Source organism: Streptomyces aureoversilis, assembly GCF_042657885.1.
Lineage (GTDB): Bacteria > Actinomycetota > Actinomycetes > Streptomycetales > Streptomycetaceae > Streptomyces > Streptomyces aureoversilis.
This window is the reverse complement of sequence record NZ_JBHSKJ010000023.1, coordinates 104,866-121,096: the sequence shown is the minus strand read 5'-3', so window position 1 is coordinate 121,096 and position 16,231 is coordinate 104,866. Positions and strand designations below refer to the sequence as shown.

Below are 16,231 nucleotides of genomic sequence, written 5' to 3'. Positions count from 1 at the left end.
GGGCCGCGCGGCGCGGGCGCCGCCGGGGCGGTGGCGCCGAGCGAGGCCGCGGCCACCGCGGCCGCCGTGCCGCCGGTCATGAACGCGCGGCGCAACACGTCGCTCTCCTTGGACTGCTCGATGCGATTCCCGGTGCGATTCCCGGTGCGGTTTCCGGTGGGATTCCCCCTGGGAGTCCCGGTGGGGCGGCCGTCACCGCCGCTGCCGTCCCTGCCGCGCGCGCCCCGCCCGCGGACGACCTCGCGCGGGACGAAGCCCATGTCCTCCGGTTCGCGGCCGGGGAACATGTGCCGGAACACCCGCTCGTAGGCGTAGTTGGGGCAGCGGATCTCCCCCGACTCGACCCGGCCGATGTAGCGCGCGTCGCACGAGACCTGCTCGCCGATCTCGCGGGCGGCGCGCCGTACGGCCGCCGCGAACTCGGCCGGCGAGAGCGCGCCCCGCAGCTGTCTGAAGGCCGCGTTCGGGCGGCTGCCCTTGCCGTCCGGACCGCCGGGACCCGCCGGCTCGGCGGGCCCGGGGCGGGGGGACGGGGACGCGTGGGACGACACCATGGCCGCACCCTTCTGGCGAGTGACTCCGCCGACTGCGCTCGGCGGGAGAAGACCGTACCGGCAATCGGGGCCCCGCTCCCCCCGTTCGGCCCCGGATTCAGCCCCCCGTTTGCCTACAAACCGGATATCTCACCCGCGATCCGCCATGAACTGCCATCCTTTGTGACGGCATGTACCCGTTGCCGTTGACGCCCCTCGCGCGTTGAACCTCCCGAGCACGCTCGACGCGGAGCGTAGTGGCACGGCGGAGGAGGGGTTTCCCTTGGTGGAGGCCGGAGTGGACAGCAGCAGCTCGCGGACGACGGCCCTGCACCAGCCGCGTCAGGACCGCAGCCCTTCGCCCTGCGCACCCCAGGCACCGGGCCTCGGCCCCGAAGCCGGCCCGTGCGACCTCGTCACCGTCCCCGCCCGCCAGGGCCTGGAGGCAGTCGACATCCTCCGGCTGCGCGACGGCGTCGGCCCCGTCCTGCACGACGGCGAGTGCGACACCCTCGGCTTCCTGGTGCCCCCCGGCACCGCCGACGCCTGGGACGTCCCGGGCAGCGCCTGCACCCAGACCCACGGCCGGGGGCTGCGCGTGGTCCCCGACGAGCAGCCCCTCACCGGCGCCGGCTGGCTCGTCGCCCCGGAGGCCGCCTTCTCCTCCGCCACGGACCCGGCGGTCCTGCGCGACGCCCTCGGCGAGGCCGCCCGGACGATCGCGGCCGTCGACCGCTGCCGCTAGGCCGTCCCGCCGGGCCGGCCCCGCCCCTGGGCGATACTTGCGGGGTGGGCAAGGTCAAGAAGAAGCAAGGGCGCGGCCGCGCCGCCGAAGCGGTCACGGAGCAGGTGGCGGGCGGGCTCGCCGAGCTCGTGCCCGACCGGGACCGCCCCCGCGGCTTCACCCTCCTGATCGACGGCGCGCCCCAGTCCCACGTCGACCTCGACGACCCCTCCTACCTGGACTTCGCCTACCAGCGCAGGCTCGGCCACCTGGCCGACCTCGTGGCGCCGCCCGGCAAACCCGTCCACGCCCTCCACCTGGGCGGCGGCGCCTTCACCCTCGCCCGGTACGTCGCCGCGACCCGGCCGCGCTCCACCCAGCAGATCGTGGAGATCGACGCCCCGCTCGTGCAGTTCGTACGGCGCGAGCTGCCCCTCGACAGCGGCTGGCGGATCCGGGTGCGCAGCGGCGACGCCCGCGAGGGGCTGGCCAAGGTGCCGGACGGCTGGGCCGACCTGATCATCGCCGACGTGTTCGCCGGCGCCCGCACCCCCGCCCATCTGACCAGCACCGAATTCGCCGGCGAGGTGCGGCGGGCTCTGCGGCCCGGCGGCTTCTACGCCGCGAACCTCGCGGACGGCCCGCCGCTCGCGTACGTGAAGTCCCAGATCGCGACCGTGGGCACCGTCTTCCCCGAGCTCTGCCTGACCGCCGACCCGGCGGTGCTGCGCGGCCGCCGCTTCGGCAACGCCGTGCTGCTCGCCTCCGACCACGCGCTGCCGATCGCCGAGCTGACCCGCCGTGCCGCCTCCGACCCCCACCAGGGGCGCGTCGAACACGGCCGGGCGCTGGCCGACTTCACGGGCGGCGCGGCACCGGTCACGGACGCGGCCGCCAAGCCGTCGCCGGAACCGCCGCCGTCCGTATTCGACTGACCCCCGCCCCCGGACTCACGGCTTCCACGCGACGCCGGGCACCGGCTACCGGCCGGGCCCCGGTCAAGGCCGCCACACCACCCGGTGCTCCGACCAGTGGTCTCACGTCGCCATCATGGCCTCCCAGCCGTCGGGGGCTGCATCCATCGGCCGCCTCCAGCGGCATGCCGGACTCCATCCGGCCACCGGACAGCGTGCCGCTCGCCACGAAGCGGCCGGGCCCCCGGACTCACGGCCGCCACACCACCCGGTGCTCCGACCAGTGGTCCCACGTCGCCATCATGGCCTCCCAGCCGTCGGGGAACTTCACCGTGACCCCCAGCTGCACCGGCTCCGTCGACGGGTGCTCGTCCAGCAGTCGGTCCACGCCGGCGCGGCACACCACGATGCACGCGTGCCGGTGGCGGGAGGCGAGGACGCACAGGCGGCCCGTCTCCAGGTGGAAGGCCGTCGCGTCGGGGCGGCCCGACAGCGGGTGCAGCATGACCGTCACGTCGAACTCGCGGCCCTGCAGCCGGTTCGCCGTGTCCACCGTGACGCCCTGCACGCCCAGGCCGGCGAGCGCCGTCCGGACCGCCGCGGCCTGGTCGCGGTGGGCGGTGCCGACCGCTGTCCGGGCGGCCGTGAGCGGCACCGGGTCGGGCGCCGCCTCGCTGACGGTCACCCCGCCGCGGTCCAGCAGCCGCCGGACCACGTGCGCCACCGCGCCCACGGCCTCCGGGTCGGTGCGCGGCGTGTGACGGGCCGGCAGCTCCAGCAGGCCCCAGCCCGAGACGGCCGCCTCGTCCAGCACCCGGTCCGGGCCCGAGCCGTCCGACGCCACGCCGAAGGTCAGCCGCCGGTCGCCGTGGTCCGTGCCGCTGCGGAAGGGCGTGTACGGGTAGAAGGCGGCCGACACCAGGGGCGCCGCGGAGGCGGGCAGCCGCCAGGAGACGGGCAGCCGGTGCTGCGGCAGGCCGGGGTTGTGGGCGAGCAGCGTGCTCACCGCGCTCGCCGACGGGTCGTACGAGAGCCCGGCCCACTGCGCCACGCCGTCGGCCCCCACCACGCTGAACGGGTCCAGCTGGCCCGGGTCGCCGACGAACAGCGCCCGTTCGAAGAGCCCGGCCACGGCCAGCAGGGCGTCCGACCGCATCTGGTAGGCCTCGTCCACGATCGCGTGGCCCCACGGCTCGGCGACCTTGGTGTGCGCCCACTTCGCGGCCGTGGACACCACGACCGGAAGCCCCGCCAGCTCGGCGGCCTTCGCGGACGTGACCACCGAGGGCAGGGCGTCGAGCGCCCGGTCGTAGGGGCTCGCGTCGCTGCTGTGCAGCCGCCCGACCGGCAGCTCGGGGTCCTTGGCGGCCAGCCGCAGCACCAGGTCGTCCACCTGGGCGTTGGTCTGGGCGACGATCATCAGCGGGCGGCCCGCCGCGGCCAGCTCCCGCGCGGCGCGGACGACGAGCGTCGACTTGCCCGCGCCCGGCGGGGAGTCGACGACGACCCCGCGCTCGGGGCTGTGCAGCGTGTCGTGCAGGATCCGGCGCGTGACCGCCTCGGCGGCCGCACCCGGATCCGCGCCGCGCCCGCGCTGCGGCGGCAGCGCGCCCTCCGTGGGCACCGTGAACGTCCTCACAGCAGGTCCTCCGTGGTCACCGGGTCGGGCAGCTCGGCCGCCGGCTCGCCGGGCGGGCCGCCGTGCGTCCAGGGCGTGCGGTCGGGGTCGGGCAGCTCGGGGCCGCCGCGCGGGGCGTGCTCGAAGAGCGTCCAGCAGACGCGGTCGCCCTTCTCCGGGACCGAGCCGGGCTCGGGCACCTTGCCGCGCCCCATGCCGCCGGTCAGACGCACCGTCAGCGCGCCCGGTTCGCCGGGCACGTGGCCGGCGAACTCGGCGGACTGGGACTTGCCGCCCGGCAGCGCGCGGTGCACCTTCACCCCGTCGGACAGGAGCGGGCCGTCGTCCGTGCGCAGCGTGACCAGCGGCCTGGGCCGCGGCACCTTCGCCTCCGTGTACTCCATCACCACGTCGGTGACCTCCCCCGCGAACGCCTCGCCCGCCAGCCGCCGCCCGGCCATCACCAGCGGATCGTCCAGCGCCTCCTGTGCGTCCAGCTGCGCCTGGGCGGTCTCCCGCGCCGCGAGCTTGCGGGCGGCCGTCACCGCGTCGTCCCGCCGGGGCTGCGGGGGCTCGCCGGCCCGGACGCGGTCCCGGTGCGCGGTGTAGGACCAGCGGTCGCGCTTCCAGCGCTCGCCGACCCGCTCCCCCTCGGGCAGGGCGCGCAGCAGGTCGACGCCGCGCCAGACCGCCTCCCACGTGGGGCGCAGCTGCGACTCCAGCAGCTCGCGGAGCTCCTTCTCGGCTCCGGGCAGGCCCGCGTCGAAGCGGGCGGTCGCCGGGGCGAGGAGCTTGTTGTCGAAGGCCGGGTCGGTGGCCGGGCCCGCGGGCGGGTGGAGCAGCTGCCCCGCGGCGTCCCGCGCGAGCTCGGCGCGCAGGGCCGCCTCCGCGCCCGTCAGCCCGGCCGGGGGGTCGATCCAGGCGAGCAGGGCGCCGAGGTGCTGGTCCTCCAGGGTGCTCTGGCCCGTGGCCCAGTGGTGGGCGAGGAGCTGTGTCACCGGCAGGAGCAGGGACGAGCCGGGGACGCGGGCGCGCTCGCCGAAGTGCGTCAGCCAGCGGCCCAGCAGCGGCACGCGCGGCGGGGCGGGGTGGGGCGTCTCGGGGTCCTGCTCGGCCGTGCGGCGGAAGCGCATGGAGCGCCCCAGCAGCCGGACGTAGGCGACGCCCGCGGCGCTCGGCACCAGCAGCTGCGGCGCGGACGCGCACAGCTCGACCTGGACCGTCACCTTCTTGCCGGTCTCCGGGTCGGTCTCCTTGCGCTCCTCCTGGGTGACGTCCTCGGCGAACCCTTCGAGGTACGGCAGCATCTCCTCGGCCAGCTCGGCGAGGAAGGCGGAGCGCAGGTCGCGGTCGCGCGGCTGCGGCACGGCCAGGAGGCGGGGGCGCTCCCGGTCGGTGCCCACGAGCGCGCCGAGCGGGGCGCCCGCCTCACCGGCGGTGGTCAGCGGGACGAACACCAGCGGCCGCTCCGCCAGATGCCGGTGGCGCACGGTGGTGAGGGGCCGGGCCCGGCCGTCCCGCACGGCCTCCATCCGGGCGAGCGTGGTGATCAGCGACATGCGGCCTCCGTTCCGGCGAGGGCAGGGGCGGGCGCGGAGACGGGCGCGGGGGCGGGCGCGAAGGCCAGGGCCTCGGAGCGGAGGGCGGCGGCGCGGCGCAGCGCGACGACGGTGGGGTCGGCGGCGGCATCCGCAGGGGCGCCGGGGACCGCGTGACCGCCGGCGGCCGCGGCCGCCCCGCCCGCCGTCCCGTCGAGCGCCGCGGCGAGCACGGACTCCACCGTGGTCAGGCCGCCCAGCTCGCCGCGGAGCCCGCGGCCCAGGGCGGCCACGGCACCTTCGGACCGGGCCCGGGCACGGCAGTGGAAGGCCAGCTCGCAGGCGGCCAGGCACTCCGGTGCGTAGGCGGCGTCGACCGCCTCCACGGCGGCGGCGAGCTCTTCGGCGGGGCGGGTGGCCGTCCGGCCGTCGTCGGCCGGGCGCAGATCGAAGGTGGTGCCGGGGGGCAGCGCCGCGGCGATGTCCTCGACGCGGGCGAGCCGGGCGAGCTGGCGGCGGGTGGTGGCGCGCGGCTTGCGGACGTCGACGAGCTCGGCGACCGGGACGTTGGCGAAGTCCTTCGGGCAGACGAGCAGGATCTCGTGGCGCACGCGCGCGGTGTCCCCGCCGGCGGTGCGGGCCGCGAGCTCCTCCAGGGCCAGGACGTAGACGGCGGCCTGGCGGGCGGCGGCGCCGACCTTGCCGGGGTCGGCCGCGCCGTCGATCACCGGGAAGGACTTGATCTCGACGACCGTCCACGACCCGTCGGGGTGGACGACCACGGCGTCGGGCTCCAGGAAGGCGGGGGTGCCGGACACCTGGAGGGCGAGCAGGGGGTGGTCGAGGAGGGCCCAGCGGCCGGCGGCCGTGGCGTCGCGCAGGGCGAGCGCCGTACGGGCGGTGCGGCCCTCGGGGCCGCCGGCGGTGAGGTCGGGGACGTCCACGGAGCCGGGGTCCGGGGCCGGGGTGCCGTCGCGCAGGCGCTCGTGGAGCAGGCGGACGAGCTCCGTACCGCCGCCGGCCTTGGCGCGGGCCTCGAAGGAGTGGCCGCGCACGATCGCGAACTGCGACTGCCCGAAGGCGGCCGGCGATCCGAGCGCCGCGGCCAGGGCGCCCTTGTCGACGCCGGCGCCGTCGAGCAGGACGCGGCGCCGGCAGCCGGGGTTGGCGGCGAGGGCCGCGAGGGCGCGGGCGTCGAGCGGGCGGGGCGGACGGCCCGGCCCGCGCAGCTCAGCGAGCCGCTGCCGCAGTGCCGCCGGTGCGGCTGTCGCCGGCGGTGCCGTGGGCCGGCTGTCGGGGGATGAAGTCACTGGCGTCCGCCTCGTGAGGTCGCTGCGGCGCTCCCGGACGGCCGTCTCCGGCGGCGGTGCCGGAGGCCGCGGCCCGGGGAAGCGCTGTACCCGCCGAAGTCTCGCACCCGGCACTGACATTCGCGGGCGTCCCGGCGGTTTCGCCGCGTCCCGCGCCGGTCGGGCGGCTCTTGAGCCGGTCCACGAGGCGCAGCGCGGGCTTGGCCAGCAGCAGGCCGGCGATCATGACGGCGGCGCCCGCGACGGCGTCGAGGAAGTAGTGGTTGGCGGTGCCCATCACGACGAGGGTGATGGCGAGCGGGTAGACGACGCCCGCGGCCTTCGCCCAGGCGGTGCGGCCCTGGCGCCACAGGACGACGCCGCACCACAGGGCCCAGCCGACGTGGAGGCTCGGCATCGCGGCGTACTGGTTGGTCATGCCGCCGAGGCCGCGGGGGGCGCTGGCCTCGCCGCCCCACCAGCCGTAGGAGGCGTACTGGGCCATGGTGTCGACGAAGCCGTACCCGGAGTCGAGCAGCCGGGGCGGGCAGGTGGGCAGCAGGGTGAAACCTATGAGGCCGATGAGGGTGGAGATCATCAGCCAGCTGCGCTGGAGGCGGTATTCGGCCGGGCGCCGCTTGAAGAGCCAGACCAGGATCGCCGGGGTGAGCAGATAGTGCAGGGAGGCGTAGGCGAAGTCGGCGGGTATGCCGATGGCCGGGTGGTCGGTGAACAGCCGGTTCAGCGGGTGTTCGAAGTTTATTCGAAACGTTTTCTCAAGATCGAGAATCGCCAGTCCGTGGTCGACGGCGGGCTCCACGCCGCCGCGGACCAGCAGCCGGCCGGCGGAGTACAGCGCGTACACCACGGCGATCAGCGGCAGTTCGGTCCACCAGCGCGGCCGCTTCAGAAGTGGTGCGGTGCGGTACATCCGGGCGCTCTCCATATGTCAGACGGCCAACAAGCGCGCATGCAACCGTACGGCGTACGTCACATGAGTCGCACACCGCCCCGCGACTTGAAGGAAACGCCGAGTTCGCCCGCTGTTCTGCCGTGCCGACAGGTGTGCGGGGGAGGAGACGCCTCGAATGACCCCGGGGTTGCCTGTGACCGGTGTGAGGAACGCGTCGGCCGGGTGAGCGATGATGGAGGGCAAGCAGATCGTTTCTGTCGTTGTCCTTTTGAAATATGGGGACAGTGCGGTGATCTGTGATGAGTTCTGTTGGCAAAATCACCGAAGACTGTGAGGGGCGCTTCATGGCACCGCGGATCCTGCTGGCCCGGCACGGACAGACCGAGTGGTCGCTGTCCGGCAAGCACACCGGCCGCACGGACATCCCGCTCCTCGACGAGGGCCGGCGCGGCGCCAAGCTGCTGGGCGAGCGGCTGCACCGCGCCCCCTGGGACGGCCTGCCGGACGTCGAGGTCCGCACCAGCCCCCTGGTGCGCGCCCACGAGACCTGCGAGCTGGCCGGCTTCGGCGACCGGGCGACCGCCTGGGACGCGCTGATGGAGTGGGACTACGGCGCCTACGAGGGCATGACCCCCGCCGAGATCAAGGCGCAGCGCCCCGGCTGGCTGATCTGGCGCGACGGCGTCCCCGAGGGCGAGACCCTCGTGGAGGTCAGCGCCCGCGCCGACGAGGTCGTCGAGTGGGCCCGCTCCGCCGACCGCGACGTGCTGATCTTCGCCCACGGCCACATCCTGCGCACCATCGGCGCCCGCTGGCTCGGCCTCGACGCCTCCTTCGCGGCCCGCATCCGCCTCGACCCCACCTCGCTGTCCATCCTCGGCTGGGCCTACGACGCCCCGGCGCTCGAACGCTGGAACGACACCGGCCACCTCGCCTGACGCCCCCGCCCGGCCCGGGCGCCCCCGCGCGAGCTCCCTCCTACGGGTGAGGAGCGCGCGGCCGGAGCGACGATCGCCTCATCCGAGGGAATGATCGGTTGCCGGAAGGGGACCCGGCACAGCTTCGCGGAGCGGGGCCGTGCCGCCGACAGCGAAGGGCGTGAGCGATGGCACCCGGCAGCGTCAGGCGCGCCCCGCGGCGCCGCGGGGCGGCCGCAGGCATCGCCGCCGGCACCCTCGCCGCGCTCCTCTTCGCCGCCTGCGCCCAGGACGCCGGGACCGGCGAGGACGGCGGGAGCGGCGCCGGCGGCCGGGGCACCACGGTCACCGTCGGCACCTTCGGCGTCTTCGGCTACAAGCAGGCGGGCCTCTACGCCGAGTACGAGCGGCTGCACCCCGGCGTCACGATCAAAGAGAGCGTGATCGAGCGCAACGACGCCTACTACCCGCAGCTGCTCACCCACCTCGCGGCCGGCGGCGGCCTCGCCGACATCCAGGCCGTCGAGACCGGCAACATAAACGAGATCGTCACCACCCAGGCCGACCGCTTCGTCGACCTCTCCCGCGCCGAGGGCGTCCGCCGGAGCGACTGGCTGCCCTGGAAGTGGGCCCAGGCCACCACCCGCACCGGCCGCACCATCGGCCTCGGCACGGACATCGGCCCCATCGCCGTCTGCTACCGCAAGGACCTCTTCGCCCGGGCCGGGCTGCCCACCGACCGCGAGAGCGTCGGCAGGCTCTGGGCGGGCGACTGGCGCAAGTACATCGAGACCGGCAGGCGGTACAAGGCGCACGCCCCGGCCGGCACGGTCTTCACCGACTCGGCCGCCGGCATCTACAACGCCTCCGTCCACGCCCACGCCGAGCGCTACTACGACCGCGGCGGCCGGCCGGTCTACCGCACCAGCCCCGCCGTCAAGGAGTCCTGGGACCTGGCCATGGAGGCCGCCCGGGGCGGGCTGACCGCCCGGCTCAAGCAGTTCGAGAAGCCCTGGGACCAGGCCTACGCCAACGGCCGCTTCGCCTCCGTCGCCTGCCCGCCCTGGATGCTCGGCTACATCAAGGAGAAGGCGGGCGCCGCCGGCCGGAACAAGTGGGACGTGGCCCCCGCCCCCCGCCCCGCCAACTGGGGCGGCTCCTTCATCACCGTGCCCAGGGCCGCCCGGCACCGGGCCGCGGCCACCGCCCTCGCCGTCTGGCTCACCGCCCCCGAGCAGCAGGCCAAGCTCTTCGGCCGGCAGGCCAGCATCCCTTCCACCCCCGCCTCCTACGCGATGCCGCTCGTCCGGGACGCCCGCAACCCCTATTTCGGCGGCGCCCCCGTCGGCCGGATCTTCTCGGACGCCGCCCGCGCCGTCCCGACGCTGGTCATCGGCCCGAAGGAGGCACAGATCGGCACCGCCTTCACCGACGTCGGCATCCCCCAGGTCGAGCAGCAGGGCAAGTCCCCGGAGGCCGGCTGGAAGGCGGCGCAGAAGGAGATCGAGAACGCGGTGGACGCATGACGGCCACGGCCGGGGCCGTCGAGGAGGCCGGGGCCCCCGTCCCCCGCCCGCCCGGCACGCACGGCGGCGCCCGCCCGGGCCCGTGGCGCAGCCGCCTCTACCGCTGGGACGTCCGCTACAGCCCCTACGCCTTCGTCGCGCCGTTCTTCCTCTTCTTCGGCGCCTTCGGCCTCTTCCCCCTCCTCTACACCGGGTGGGCCTCGCTGCACCGGGTCGAGCTGGCCGCGCCGGACCACATGGAGTGGGTGGGCCTGCACAACTACGTCCGCCTGCTGGACGACGACTTCTTCTGGAACGCCCTGCGGAACACCTTCACCATCGGCGTGATCTCCACCGTCCCGCAGCTGCTGATGGCGCTCGGCCTCGCCCACCTCCTGCACTACCGGCTGCGCGCCGCCACCTTCTGGCGGGTCGCCCTCCTCACCCCGTACGCCACCTCCGTCGCCGCCGCCACCCTCGTCTTCGTCCTCCTCTACGGACGCGACTACGGCATGGTCAACTGGGCCCTGGGCGCCCTCGGCATCGGCCCCGTCGACTGGCAGAACGGCACCTGGACCTCCCAGTTCGCGGTCTCCTCGATCGTCATCTGGCGGTGGACGGGCTACAACGCCCTGATCTACCTGGCCGCCATGCAGGCCGTGCCCGACGAGCTGTACGAGTCGGCGGCGCTGGACGGGGCCTCCCGCCGGCAGCAGTTCCGCTACGTCACCGTGCCCGCCCTGCGCCCGACCATCCTGTTCACCGTCGTCGTCTCCACCATCGGCGCCACCCAGCTCTTCGGCGAGCCCCTGCTCTTCGGCGGGGCGGGCGGCCAGAAGGGCGGGGCCTCGCACCAGTTCCAGACCCTCGGCCTCTACCTCTACGAACAGGGCTGGTTCAACTTCCACCTCGGGCGCGCCTCCGCCGTCGCCTGGACGATGTTCCTGATCCTGTTGCTGATCGCCGCGGTCAACATGCTCATCGCGCGGCGGCTGAGGAAGAGCCACTGAGGGACTGCCGTGACGATCACGACGACCGGACGACCGAGGCCCGAGGGTCCCGGGCCCCACCGGGCCCGGTCCCGCAGGGCGGCCCTGCTCAGGCCCCGCCTCCCCCGGCTGCCGCACCGGCGCGCGCCCGGCGCCGCCCGCACCCGCGCGGGCCGGCAGCTGCACGGCGGCCCCCTCGCCTACGCGGTGCTGTCGCTCTTCACCGCAGGCTCGCTCTTCCCCCTCGTCTGGACGGCGGTCACCGCCTCCCGGGACAACGCCCGTCTCGCCAGGACGCCGCCGCCCTTCTGGTTCGGCACCCGGCTCGCCGAGAACGCGGGCACCGCCTGGACCGAGGCCAACATGGGCACGGCCCTGCTCAACACCCTGCTCGTCGCGGGCACCGTCGCGCTGGGCACGGTGGTCTTCTGCACCGTCGCCGGCTTCGCCTTCGCCAGGCTGAAGTTCCGTTTCAGCGGCGCGCTGCTGCTCCTGACGGTCGGCACCATGATGGTGCCGCCGCAGCTCAGCGTCGTCCCCCTCTTCATGGTCATCGCCGAGCTCAAGTGGACCGACCAGCTGCAGTCGGTGGTCCTGCCCACGCTCGTCAGCGCCTTCGGGGTCTTCTTCATGCGCCAGTACTTGCTGGAGGCGCTCCCCGGCGAGCTGGTCGAGGCGGCCCGCGTCGACGGGGCCGGCAGCCTGCGCGTCATCTGGCACGTCGTCTTCCCCGTCGCCCGGCCCGCGATGGCCGTGCTGGCGATGCTCTCCTTCGTCCAGGCCTGGAACGACTTCTTCTGGCCGATCATCGCGCTGACCCAGGAGAACCCGACGGTGCAGGTGGCCCTCACCGGGCTCGGCCGCGGCTACGTCCCCGACCAGTCCGTGATCATGGCCGGCGCGCTGCTGGGCACCCTGCCGCTGCTGCTCGCCTTCACCCTCTTCGGCAGACAGATCGTCGGCGGCATCATGCGGGGCGCCGTCAAGGGCTGACCCCGCCGACGCGCGCCGCTCCCCTCCACGCCCCCACCTCCCGGGAGACCCGATGACCGTGAACTTCCCGCCCGGCTTCCTCTGGGGCACCGCGACCGCGGCGTACCAGATCGAGGGTGCGCCCCACGAGGACGGCCGCACGGCCTCCATCTGGGACACCTTCTCCCACACCCCCGGCAAGACCCTCGGCGGCGACACCGGCGACACGGCCACCGACCACTACCACCGCCGCGCGGACGACGTCCGGCTGATGGCGGACCTCGGCATCGGCGCGTACCGCTTCTCCGTCTCGTGGCCGCGCGTGCAGCCCACCGGCCGCGGCCACGCCAACCAGCCGGGCCTGGACTTCTACCGCGCCCTCGTCGACGACCTCCTCGACCACGGCATCCGCCCCGTGCTGACCCTCTACCACTGGGACCTGCCGCAGGAGCTGGAGTCGGCCGGCGGCTGGCCCGAGCGCGGCACCGCCCACCGCTTCGCGGACTACGCCCACCTCGTCGCCGAGGCCCTGGGCGACCGCGTCGAGATGTGGACCACCCTCAACGAGCCCTGGTGCAGCGCCTTTCTCGGCTACGGCTCCGGGGTGCACGCCCCCGGCCGCGCCGACGACCTCGCGGCCCTGCGCGCCGCGCACCACCTCAACCTGGCCCACGGCCTGGGCGCCCAGGCCCTGCGCGCGGCCCTGCCCTCCCACGGGCAGGTGTCGGTCACCCTCAACCCCGGCGTCGTCCGCGCCTTCACCGGCGCCCCGCAGGACGTCGACGCCCAGCGGCGCATCGACGCCCTGGCCACCCGCATCTTCACGGGCCCCATGCTGCACGGCGCCTACCCCGAGGACCTGCTCGCCGACACGGCGGCGATCACGGACTGGTCGTTCGTGCACGACGGCGACCCGGCGGCCATCAAACAGCCGCTCGACTCGCTGGGCATCAACTACTACACGCCCACCGTGGTGGCGGCCGCCACGGACAACGGCGGCCTGCCCGGCGAGGCCCTGGAGCCCTCGCCGTTCCCCGCGGCCACGGGCGTCGCCTTCCACCGCCCGCCCGGCAAGCGCACCGCGATGGACTGGTCCGTCGACCCCACCGGCCTGTACGACCTCCTGGTCCGCTTCGCCGAGGAGGTCCCCGGCCTGCCCCTGGTCGTCACCGAGAACGGGGCGGCCTACGACGACAAGCCCGACGGCGACGGCACGGTGCACGACCCGGAGCGCATCGCCTACCTGCACGCCCACCTCGACGCCGTCCGGCGGGCGATCGCCGACGGGGCCGACGTGCGCGGCTACTTCCTCTGGTCGCTGCTCGACAACTTCGAGTGGGCCTACGGCTACAGCAAGCGCTTCGGCGCGGTCCACGTCGACTACGCCACCCAGGTCCGCACGCCCAAGTCCAGCGCCCGCTGGTACTCCCAGGTGGCCCGGACGGGCCAGCTGCCGCCGTACTGACCGGTAGCGGATCCGGGCCGCAGCCGCCGGGGGCGCCCTTGCGTCGCGCAGGACAATGGATGGCGGTGCAGACGATCCTGGAGGTATGTACATGTCCGAGCCGCAGTCGGCTCCCGACGCGGGCCCGACCGAGCGACCGCGCCGCCTGAAGCCCGCGCAGCTGCTCTTCGAGCCCCCGGAGGCGGTCGCCGACCCCGAGCACTTCTTCGACCTGGAGTCGATCGAGGACCCCCGCGAGCTGCTCACGCGCTCCACGGAGCTCGCGCTGGCGTTCCGCGCCGCCGCCGACCGGGCGACCGAGTTCCAGGCGGTGGCCGCGGCGCAGCTCGCCGACCCCCGGCGGTTCGACCGGCTGTCCACAGCCGTGATCGCCGAGCGCGCGGAGTGGAGCGAGGACTACGCGAAGAAGATGGTCGAGTTCGGCCGGGACCTGCTGCGCGGCAGCCGGACCGGGGAGTGACCCGCGTGCCGTGACGCGCGCCGCACCCCGGCCCCGCGGCCCCGCACGCCCCGGACGGCCCCGGACGGCCCCGGCGCACCCCCGGCCACCGGCGGCGACCGGAACGGCCCATGGCACCGACCATGGGCCGTTGGCATATGCGGCGCGAAAAATAGCGCACGGCACCCCGCCCTGTCCCGACTTCCGCAACTACCGGATGCCCCGGCTGCCGCACCGCCCAGCATGGGCGCCATGACCTCTCGGCAGTACGACCCGCGCGATCCGTTCTCCCTGAACCGCGGCGCTCCCGGTGCCCCCTCCCGGCTGCCCCGCCCGGCCCATGTCACCCTCGCCGGGGCGGACTGGCTCGCCTCGGCCAGCCGCTTCCCCCGCAGCGTGCACGCCCTGTGGATCGACTGCCCGGCCAATCCGGTCGTGCTGCCCTGCGGCGTCGCCTTCGACGTGGTCAGCGCCCCCGACCTGTTCGGCCGCCGGGTGCTGGACCGGTTATGGGAGAAGGGGCCGGGCTCCGGGCCGGTCGCCGCCCAGCGCGGCCGGCTGCAGCTGTTCGCGGCCCCCGGCACGGCCCAGCGCCTGCCCGCGCTGCTCGGCTGGGAGGAGTGGGCCCGCGCGATGCCGCCGCTGCTGTGCCACGGCACGGGCGACACCGTGACCGTCCCGCCGCTCTACCCGTCCGGCCCGGAGGAGCCCGTGCCGCCCGTCTCGCGCTGGGTGGTCGCCCCCGAGGTGCGCCACCCGTGGCTGCCGGACGCCGAGGCGCTGCTGTGGGCCTGTGTACGGGTGGCGCGCGCGACGGCCGGCACGTTGTCGGCCGCTCTCGCCCCCGAGGCCGCCCCCGAGCCCGCCCTGTGACCAGGGCCACCCCGCTGACCTGCACGAGCACCCTTGCAGCCCGCTGAAACATCCGGATTTTCGTTCCACCCGATCAGGGTGCTAGAGTCTTCTCTGTCAGCAGGCGCCGCTAGCTCAGTTGGTTAGAGCAGCTGACTCTTAATCAGCGGGTCCGGGGTTCGAGTCCCTGGCGGCGCACAGACAGTCGAAGGCCCTCACCCTCAGGTGAGGGCCTTCGTCGTGTGCGGCCCGTATGCACAGCCCGTATGCACAGCCCGTATGCACAGCCCGTATGCACAGCCCGTGTGCGCGGCCGGTGTGCGCCTCACGCCCGGGTCACCCCGACGGTCCACGACCCGCCGGCCGTCCGCCCCCGTACGGTCACGCGCACCCCGTCGGTCTCCGAGGACAGGGACTCCCCCACGCCCAGCGGTGCGTCGGCCAGCGGCGGATAGACGGACTCGCCCCAGCAGGCCTGGTGGCCCGGGTGCCCGTCGAGCACCTGGACCGGCCCGCTGCCCGAGGCGGTGTCGCTGTGCACCCGGTAGACGAGGACGCCCTCGGTGCAGGCGCCGCTGTCGTTGCCCGAGGCGGAGCGCGCCTCCACGACGAGGGCCGTGGTGGTGCCCGTACGGATCACGATCAGGCGGGTGCGGCCGTCGCCGCCCGGCTGCATCGGCGTCTCCAGCGGCTGGAGGGTGTAGAGGGCGCCGCTGGGGCCGCGGGCGCAGGCGACCTGGGCCGGCGTGAGCCAGCCGAGCTTCCACTTGTGCCAGCCGAACGGGTCGGAGGCGAGCCCGAACTGGCTGCCCATGAGGTCCCAGTCGCCGACGTGGGTGTCCCAGTCGCCCTTGCCGTCGGTGGGCCGGTGGTAGAGGTCGGGCAGGTCCAGGACGTGCCCGGTCTCGTGGGCGAGGACGTTGCGGTCGGGCGGGTGGTGCTCGAAGACGGTGACGATCCGGCGCAGCTGCGCGCCGTCGGCCTGCAGCGGCCGGTCGAGGTTGACGACCTTGGTGGCGTCGGAGTCGACGCCCGGGGCGTCGGGGTCGGCGACGAGGTAGACGAGGTCGTAGCGGCTGAAGTCCACGCCGGGGTCGGCGGCGGCGACGGCGTCGCGCAGGTAGTCGGAGCGCCGGTCGCCCTCCCAGTCGCGCTGTATGCGGTACGAGGTGGCGGACCGGGGCATCCTGACCCACCGCTTCACCGGGTGGGCGCGCAGGGAGAACCTCCCGTAGGAGGCCCGCTCGAAGAAGCGGCTGGTGGCGGGGAAGTGGTCGGCCGCGAGCTTCTCGGGGGAGACGGCGGGCTTGGAGTCCGGGAAGGACAGGAAGATCATGACGGCGTCGAGCCGCCCGACGGGCCGTGGATAGGCAGGGTTCCAGCTGTCGAGCCCTTCGGAGTGGTGGGCCTGGCTGCGCGGGAGCGCGCAGGGCCCGCCGGGCCCCACGGCCTGGGCGGGGACGGCGACGAGGGTGGTCGCCGCGATGGCGCACAGGACGGTGAGGACGGCCCCGACGCGGCGCAGCGGCCGCGGCCGGTCCACTCCCATGGGTGTCTGCGGAC

14 protein-coding genes, 1 tRNA gene and 1 pseudogene are annotated in these 16,231 nt (G+C 74.9%); 10 read left to right on the top strand and 6 right to left on the bottom strand.

The features are described 5' to 3' along the window. A pseudogene (locus ACFPP6_RS31250) lies at positions 1-554 on the bottom strand (hypothetical protein); the annotation flags it as partial. A gap of 277 nt (positions 555-831) precedes the next feature. On the opposite strand from ACFPP6_RS31250, the gene ACFPP6_RS31245 reads away from it, so the two are divergent. Together ACFPP6_RS31245 and ACFPP6_RS31240 are read left to right on the top strand one after the other, a co-directional pair. Next, positions 832-1,278, top strand: coding sequence for a hypothetical protein (locus ACFPP6_RS31245; RefSeq protein WP_336013377.1), 447 nt, complete (start codon positions 832-834; stop codon positions 1,276-1,278). Between the two features lie 44 nt (positions 1,279-1,322). Beyond that, entirely contained in the window at positions 1,323-2,192 is an 870-nt protein-coding gene (locus ACFPP6_RS31240; protein WP_058044344.1) for a spermidine synthase, read from the top strand. Positions 2,193-2,421: 229 nt separating this feature from the next. Here the strand turns inward: ACFPP6_RS31240 and ACFPP6_RS31235 are convergent, their stop codons facing one another. From ACFPP6_RS31235 to ACFPP6_RS31220, 4 genes are read right to left on the bottom strand one after another with little or no spacing between them, the layout of a single operon-like run. Beyond that, positions 2,422-3,810 (bottom strand): AAA domain-containing protein, encoded by a 1,389-nt coding sequence (locus ACFPP6_RS31235; protein ID WP_382049543.1) that lies wholly within the window; start codon positions 3,808-3,810, stop codon positions 2,422-2,424. Next, positions 3,807-5,348: a hypothetical protein gene (locus ACFPP6_RS31230; RefSeq protein WP_382049541.1), complete on the bottom strand. Its 1,542-nt coding sequence runs from the start codon at positions 5,346-5,348 to the stop codon at positions 3,807-3,809. Before ACFPP6_RS31230 ends, ACFPP6_RS31235 begins: the two co-directional genes overlap by 4 nt. After that, complete coding sequence (locus tag ACFPP6_RS31225) at positions 5,339-6,637, bottom strand: hypothetical protein (protein ID WP_382049539.1); 1,299 nt, start codon at positions 6,635-6,637, stop codon at positions 5,339-5,341. The genes ACFPP6_RS31230 and ACFPP6_RS31225 overlap by 10 nt, the downstream gene beginning before the upstream one ends. Then, a complete protein-coding gene (locus ACFPP6_RS31220) occupies positions 6,558-7,547 on the bottom strand; it encodes a phosphatase PAP2 family protein (RefSeq protein ID WP_382049537.1) in 990 nt (329 codons plus the stop codon). The genes ACFPP6_RS31225 and ACFPP6_RS31220 overlap by 80 nt, the downstream gene beginning before the upstream one ends. 326 nt (positions 7,548-7,873) lie before the next feature. On the opposite strand from ACFPP6_RS31220, the gene ACFPP6_RS31215 reads away from it, so the two are divergent. The 8 genes from ACFPP6_RS31215 to ACFPP6_RS31180 all read left to right on the top strand — a co-directional run bounded on the left by ACFPP6_RS31215 (position 7,874) and on the right by ACFPP6_RS31180 (position 14,866). Continuing rightward, complete coding sequence (locus tag ACFPP6_RS31215; RefSeq protein WP_382049535.1) at positions 7,874-8,467, top strand: histidine phosphatase family protein; 594 nt, start codon at positions 7,874-7,876, stop codon at positions 8,465-8,467. A 167-nt stretch (positions 8,468-8,634) separates the two neighbouring features. Beyond that, complete coding sequence (locus tag ACFPP6_RS31210; protein WP_382049533.1) at positions 8,635-9,972, top strand: ABC transporter substrate-binding protein; 1,338 nt, start codon at positions 8,635-8,637, stop codon at positions 9,970-9,972. Further along, positions 9,969-10,961 (top strand): carbohydrate ABC transporter permease, encoded by a 993-nt coding sequence (locus ACFPP6_RS31205; RefSeq protein ID WP_382049531.1) that lies wholly within the window; start codon positions 9,969-9,971, stop codon positions 10,959-10,961. Before ACFPP6_RS31210 ends, ACFPP6_RS31205 begins: the two co-directional genes overlap by 4 nt. A 15-nt stretch (positions 10,962-10,976) precedes the next feature. Continuing rightward, entirely contained in the window at positions 10,977-11,933 is a 957-nt protein-coding gene (locus ACFPP6_RS31200; RefSeq protein ID WP_382049552.1) for a carbohydrate ABC transporter permease, read from the top strand. Positions 11,934-11,985: 52 nt separating this feature from the next. Continuing rightward, positions 11,986-13,377: a GH1 family beta-glucosidase gene (locus ACFPP6_RS31195; RefSeq protein WP_382049529.1), complete on the top strand. Its 1,392-nt coding sequence runs from the start codon at positions 11,986-11,988 to the stop codon at positions 13,375-13,377. Positions 13,378-13,468: 91 nt separating this feature from the next. Next, complete coding sequence (locus tag ACFPP6_RS31190; protein WP_058046876.1) at positions 13,469-13,837, top strand: hypothetical protein; 369 nt, start codon at positions 13,469-13,471, stop codon at positions 13,835-13,837. A gap of 231 nt (positions 13,838-14,068) precedes the next feature. After that, positions 14,069-14,689 (top strand): bifunctional DNA primase/polymerase, encoded by a 621-nt coding sequence (locus ACFPP6_RS31185; RefSeq protein ID WP_382049527.1) that lies wholly within the window; start codon positions 14,069-14,071, stop codon positions 14,687-14,689. A 103-nt stretch (positions 14,690-14,792) separates the two neighbouring features. After that, positions 14,793-14,866: transfer RNA gene (locus tag ACFPP6_RS31180), tRNA-Lys, on the top strand. Between the two features lie 127 nt (positions 14,867-14,993). Here the strand turns inward: ACFPP6_RS31180 and ACFPP6_RS31175 are convergent. Beyond that, the gene (locus ACFPP6_RS31175; RefSeq protein WP_168095676.1) at positions 14,994-16,217 is read right to left on the bottom strand and encodes a M6 family metalloprotease domain-containing protein; all 1,224 of its coding nucleotides are present in this window, start codon (positions 16,215-16,217) and stop codon (positions 14,994-14,996) included. Between the last annotated feature and the right edge of the window lie 14 nt (positions 16,218-16,231).

Excerpts from the sequence above, each read along its gene's own strand:
- ACFPP6_RS31215 (WP_382049535.1), top strand. The coding sequence starts at position 7,874 with ATGGCACCGCGGATCCTGCTGGCCCGGCACGGACAGACCGAGTGGTCG.
- ACFPP6_RS31195 (WP_382049529.1), top strand. The coding sequence starts at position 11,986 with ATGACCGTGAACTTCCCGCCCGGCTTCCTCTGGGGCACCGCGACCGCG.
- ACFPP6_RS31185 (WP_382049527.1), top strand. The coding sequence starts at position 14,069 with ATGACCTCTCGGCAGTACGACCCGCGCGATCCGTTCTCCCTGAACCGC.
- ACFPP6_RS31210 (WP_382049533.1), top strand. The coding sequence starts at position 8,635 with ATGGCACCCGGCAGCGTCAGGCGCGCCCCGCGGCGCCGCGGGGCGGCC.
- ACFPP6_RS31230 (WP_382049541.1), bottom strand. The coding sequence starts at position 5,348 with ATGTCGCTGATCACCACGCTCGCCCGGATGGAGGCCGTGCGGGACGGC.
- ACFPP6_RS31205 (WP_382049531.1), top strand. The coding sequence starts at position 9,969 with ATGACGGCCACGGCCGGGGCCGTCGAGGAGGCCGGGGCCCCCGTCCCC.
- ACFPP6_RS31175 (WP_168095676.1), bottom strand. The coding sequence starts at position 16,217 with ATGGGAGTGGACCGGCCGCGGCCGCTGCGCCGCGTCGGGGCCGTCCTC.
- ACFPP6_RS31190 (WP_058046876.1), top strand. The coding sequence starts at position 13,469 with ATGTCCGAGCCGCAGTCGGCTCCCGACGCGGGCCCGACCGAGCGACCG.
- ACFPP6_RS31220 (WP_382049537.1), bottom strand. The coding sequence starts at position 7,547 with ATGTACCGCACCGCACCACTTCTGAAGCGGCCGCGCTGGTGGACCGAA.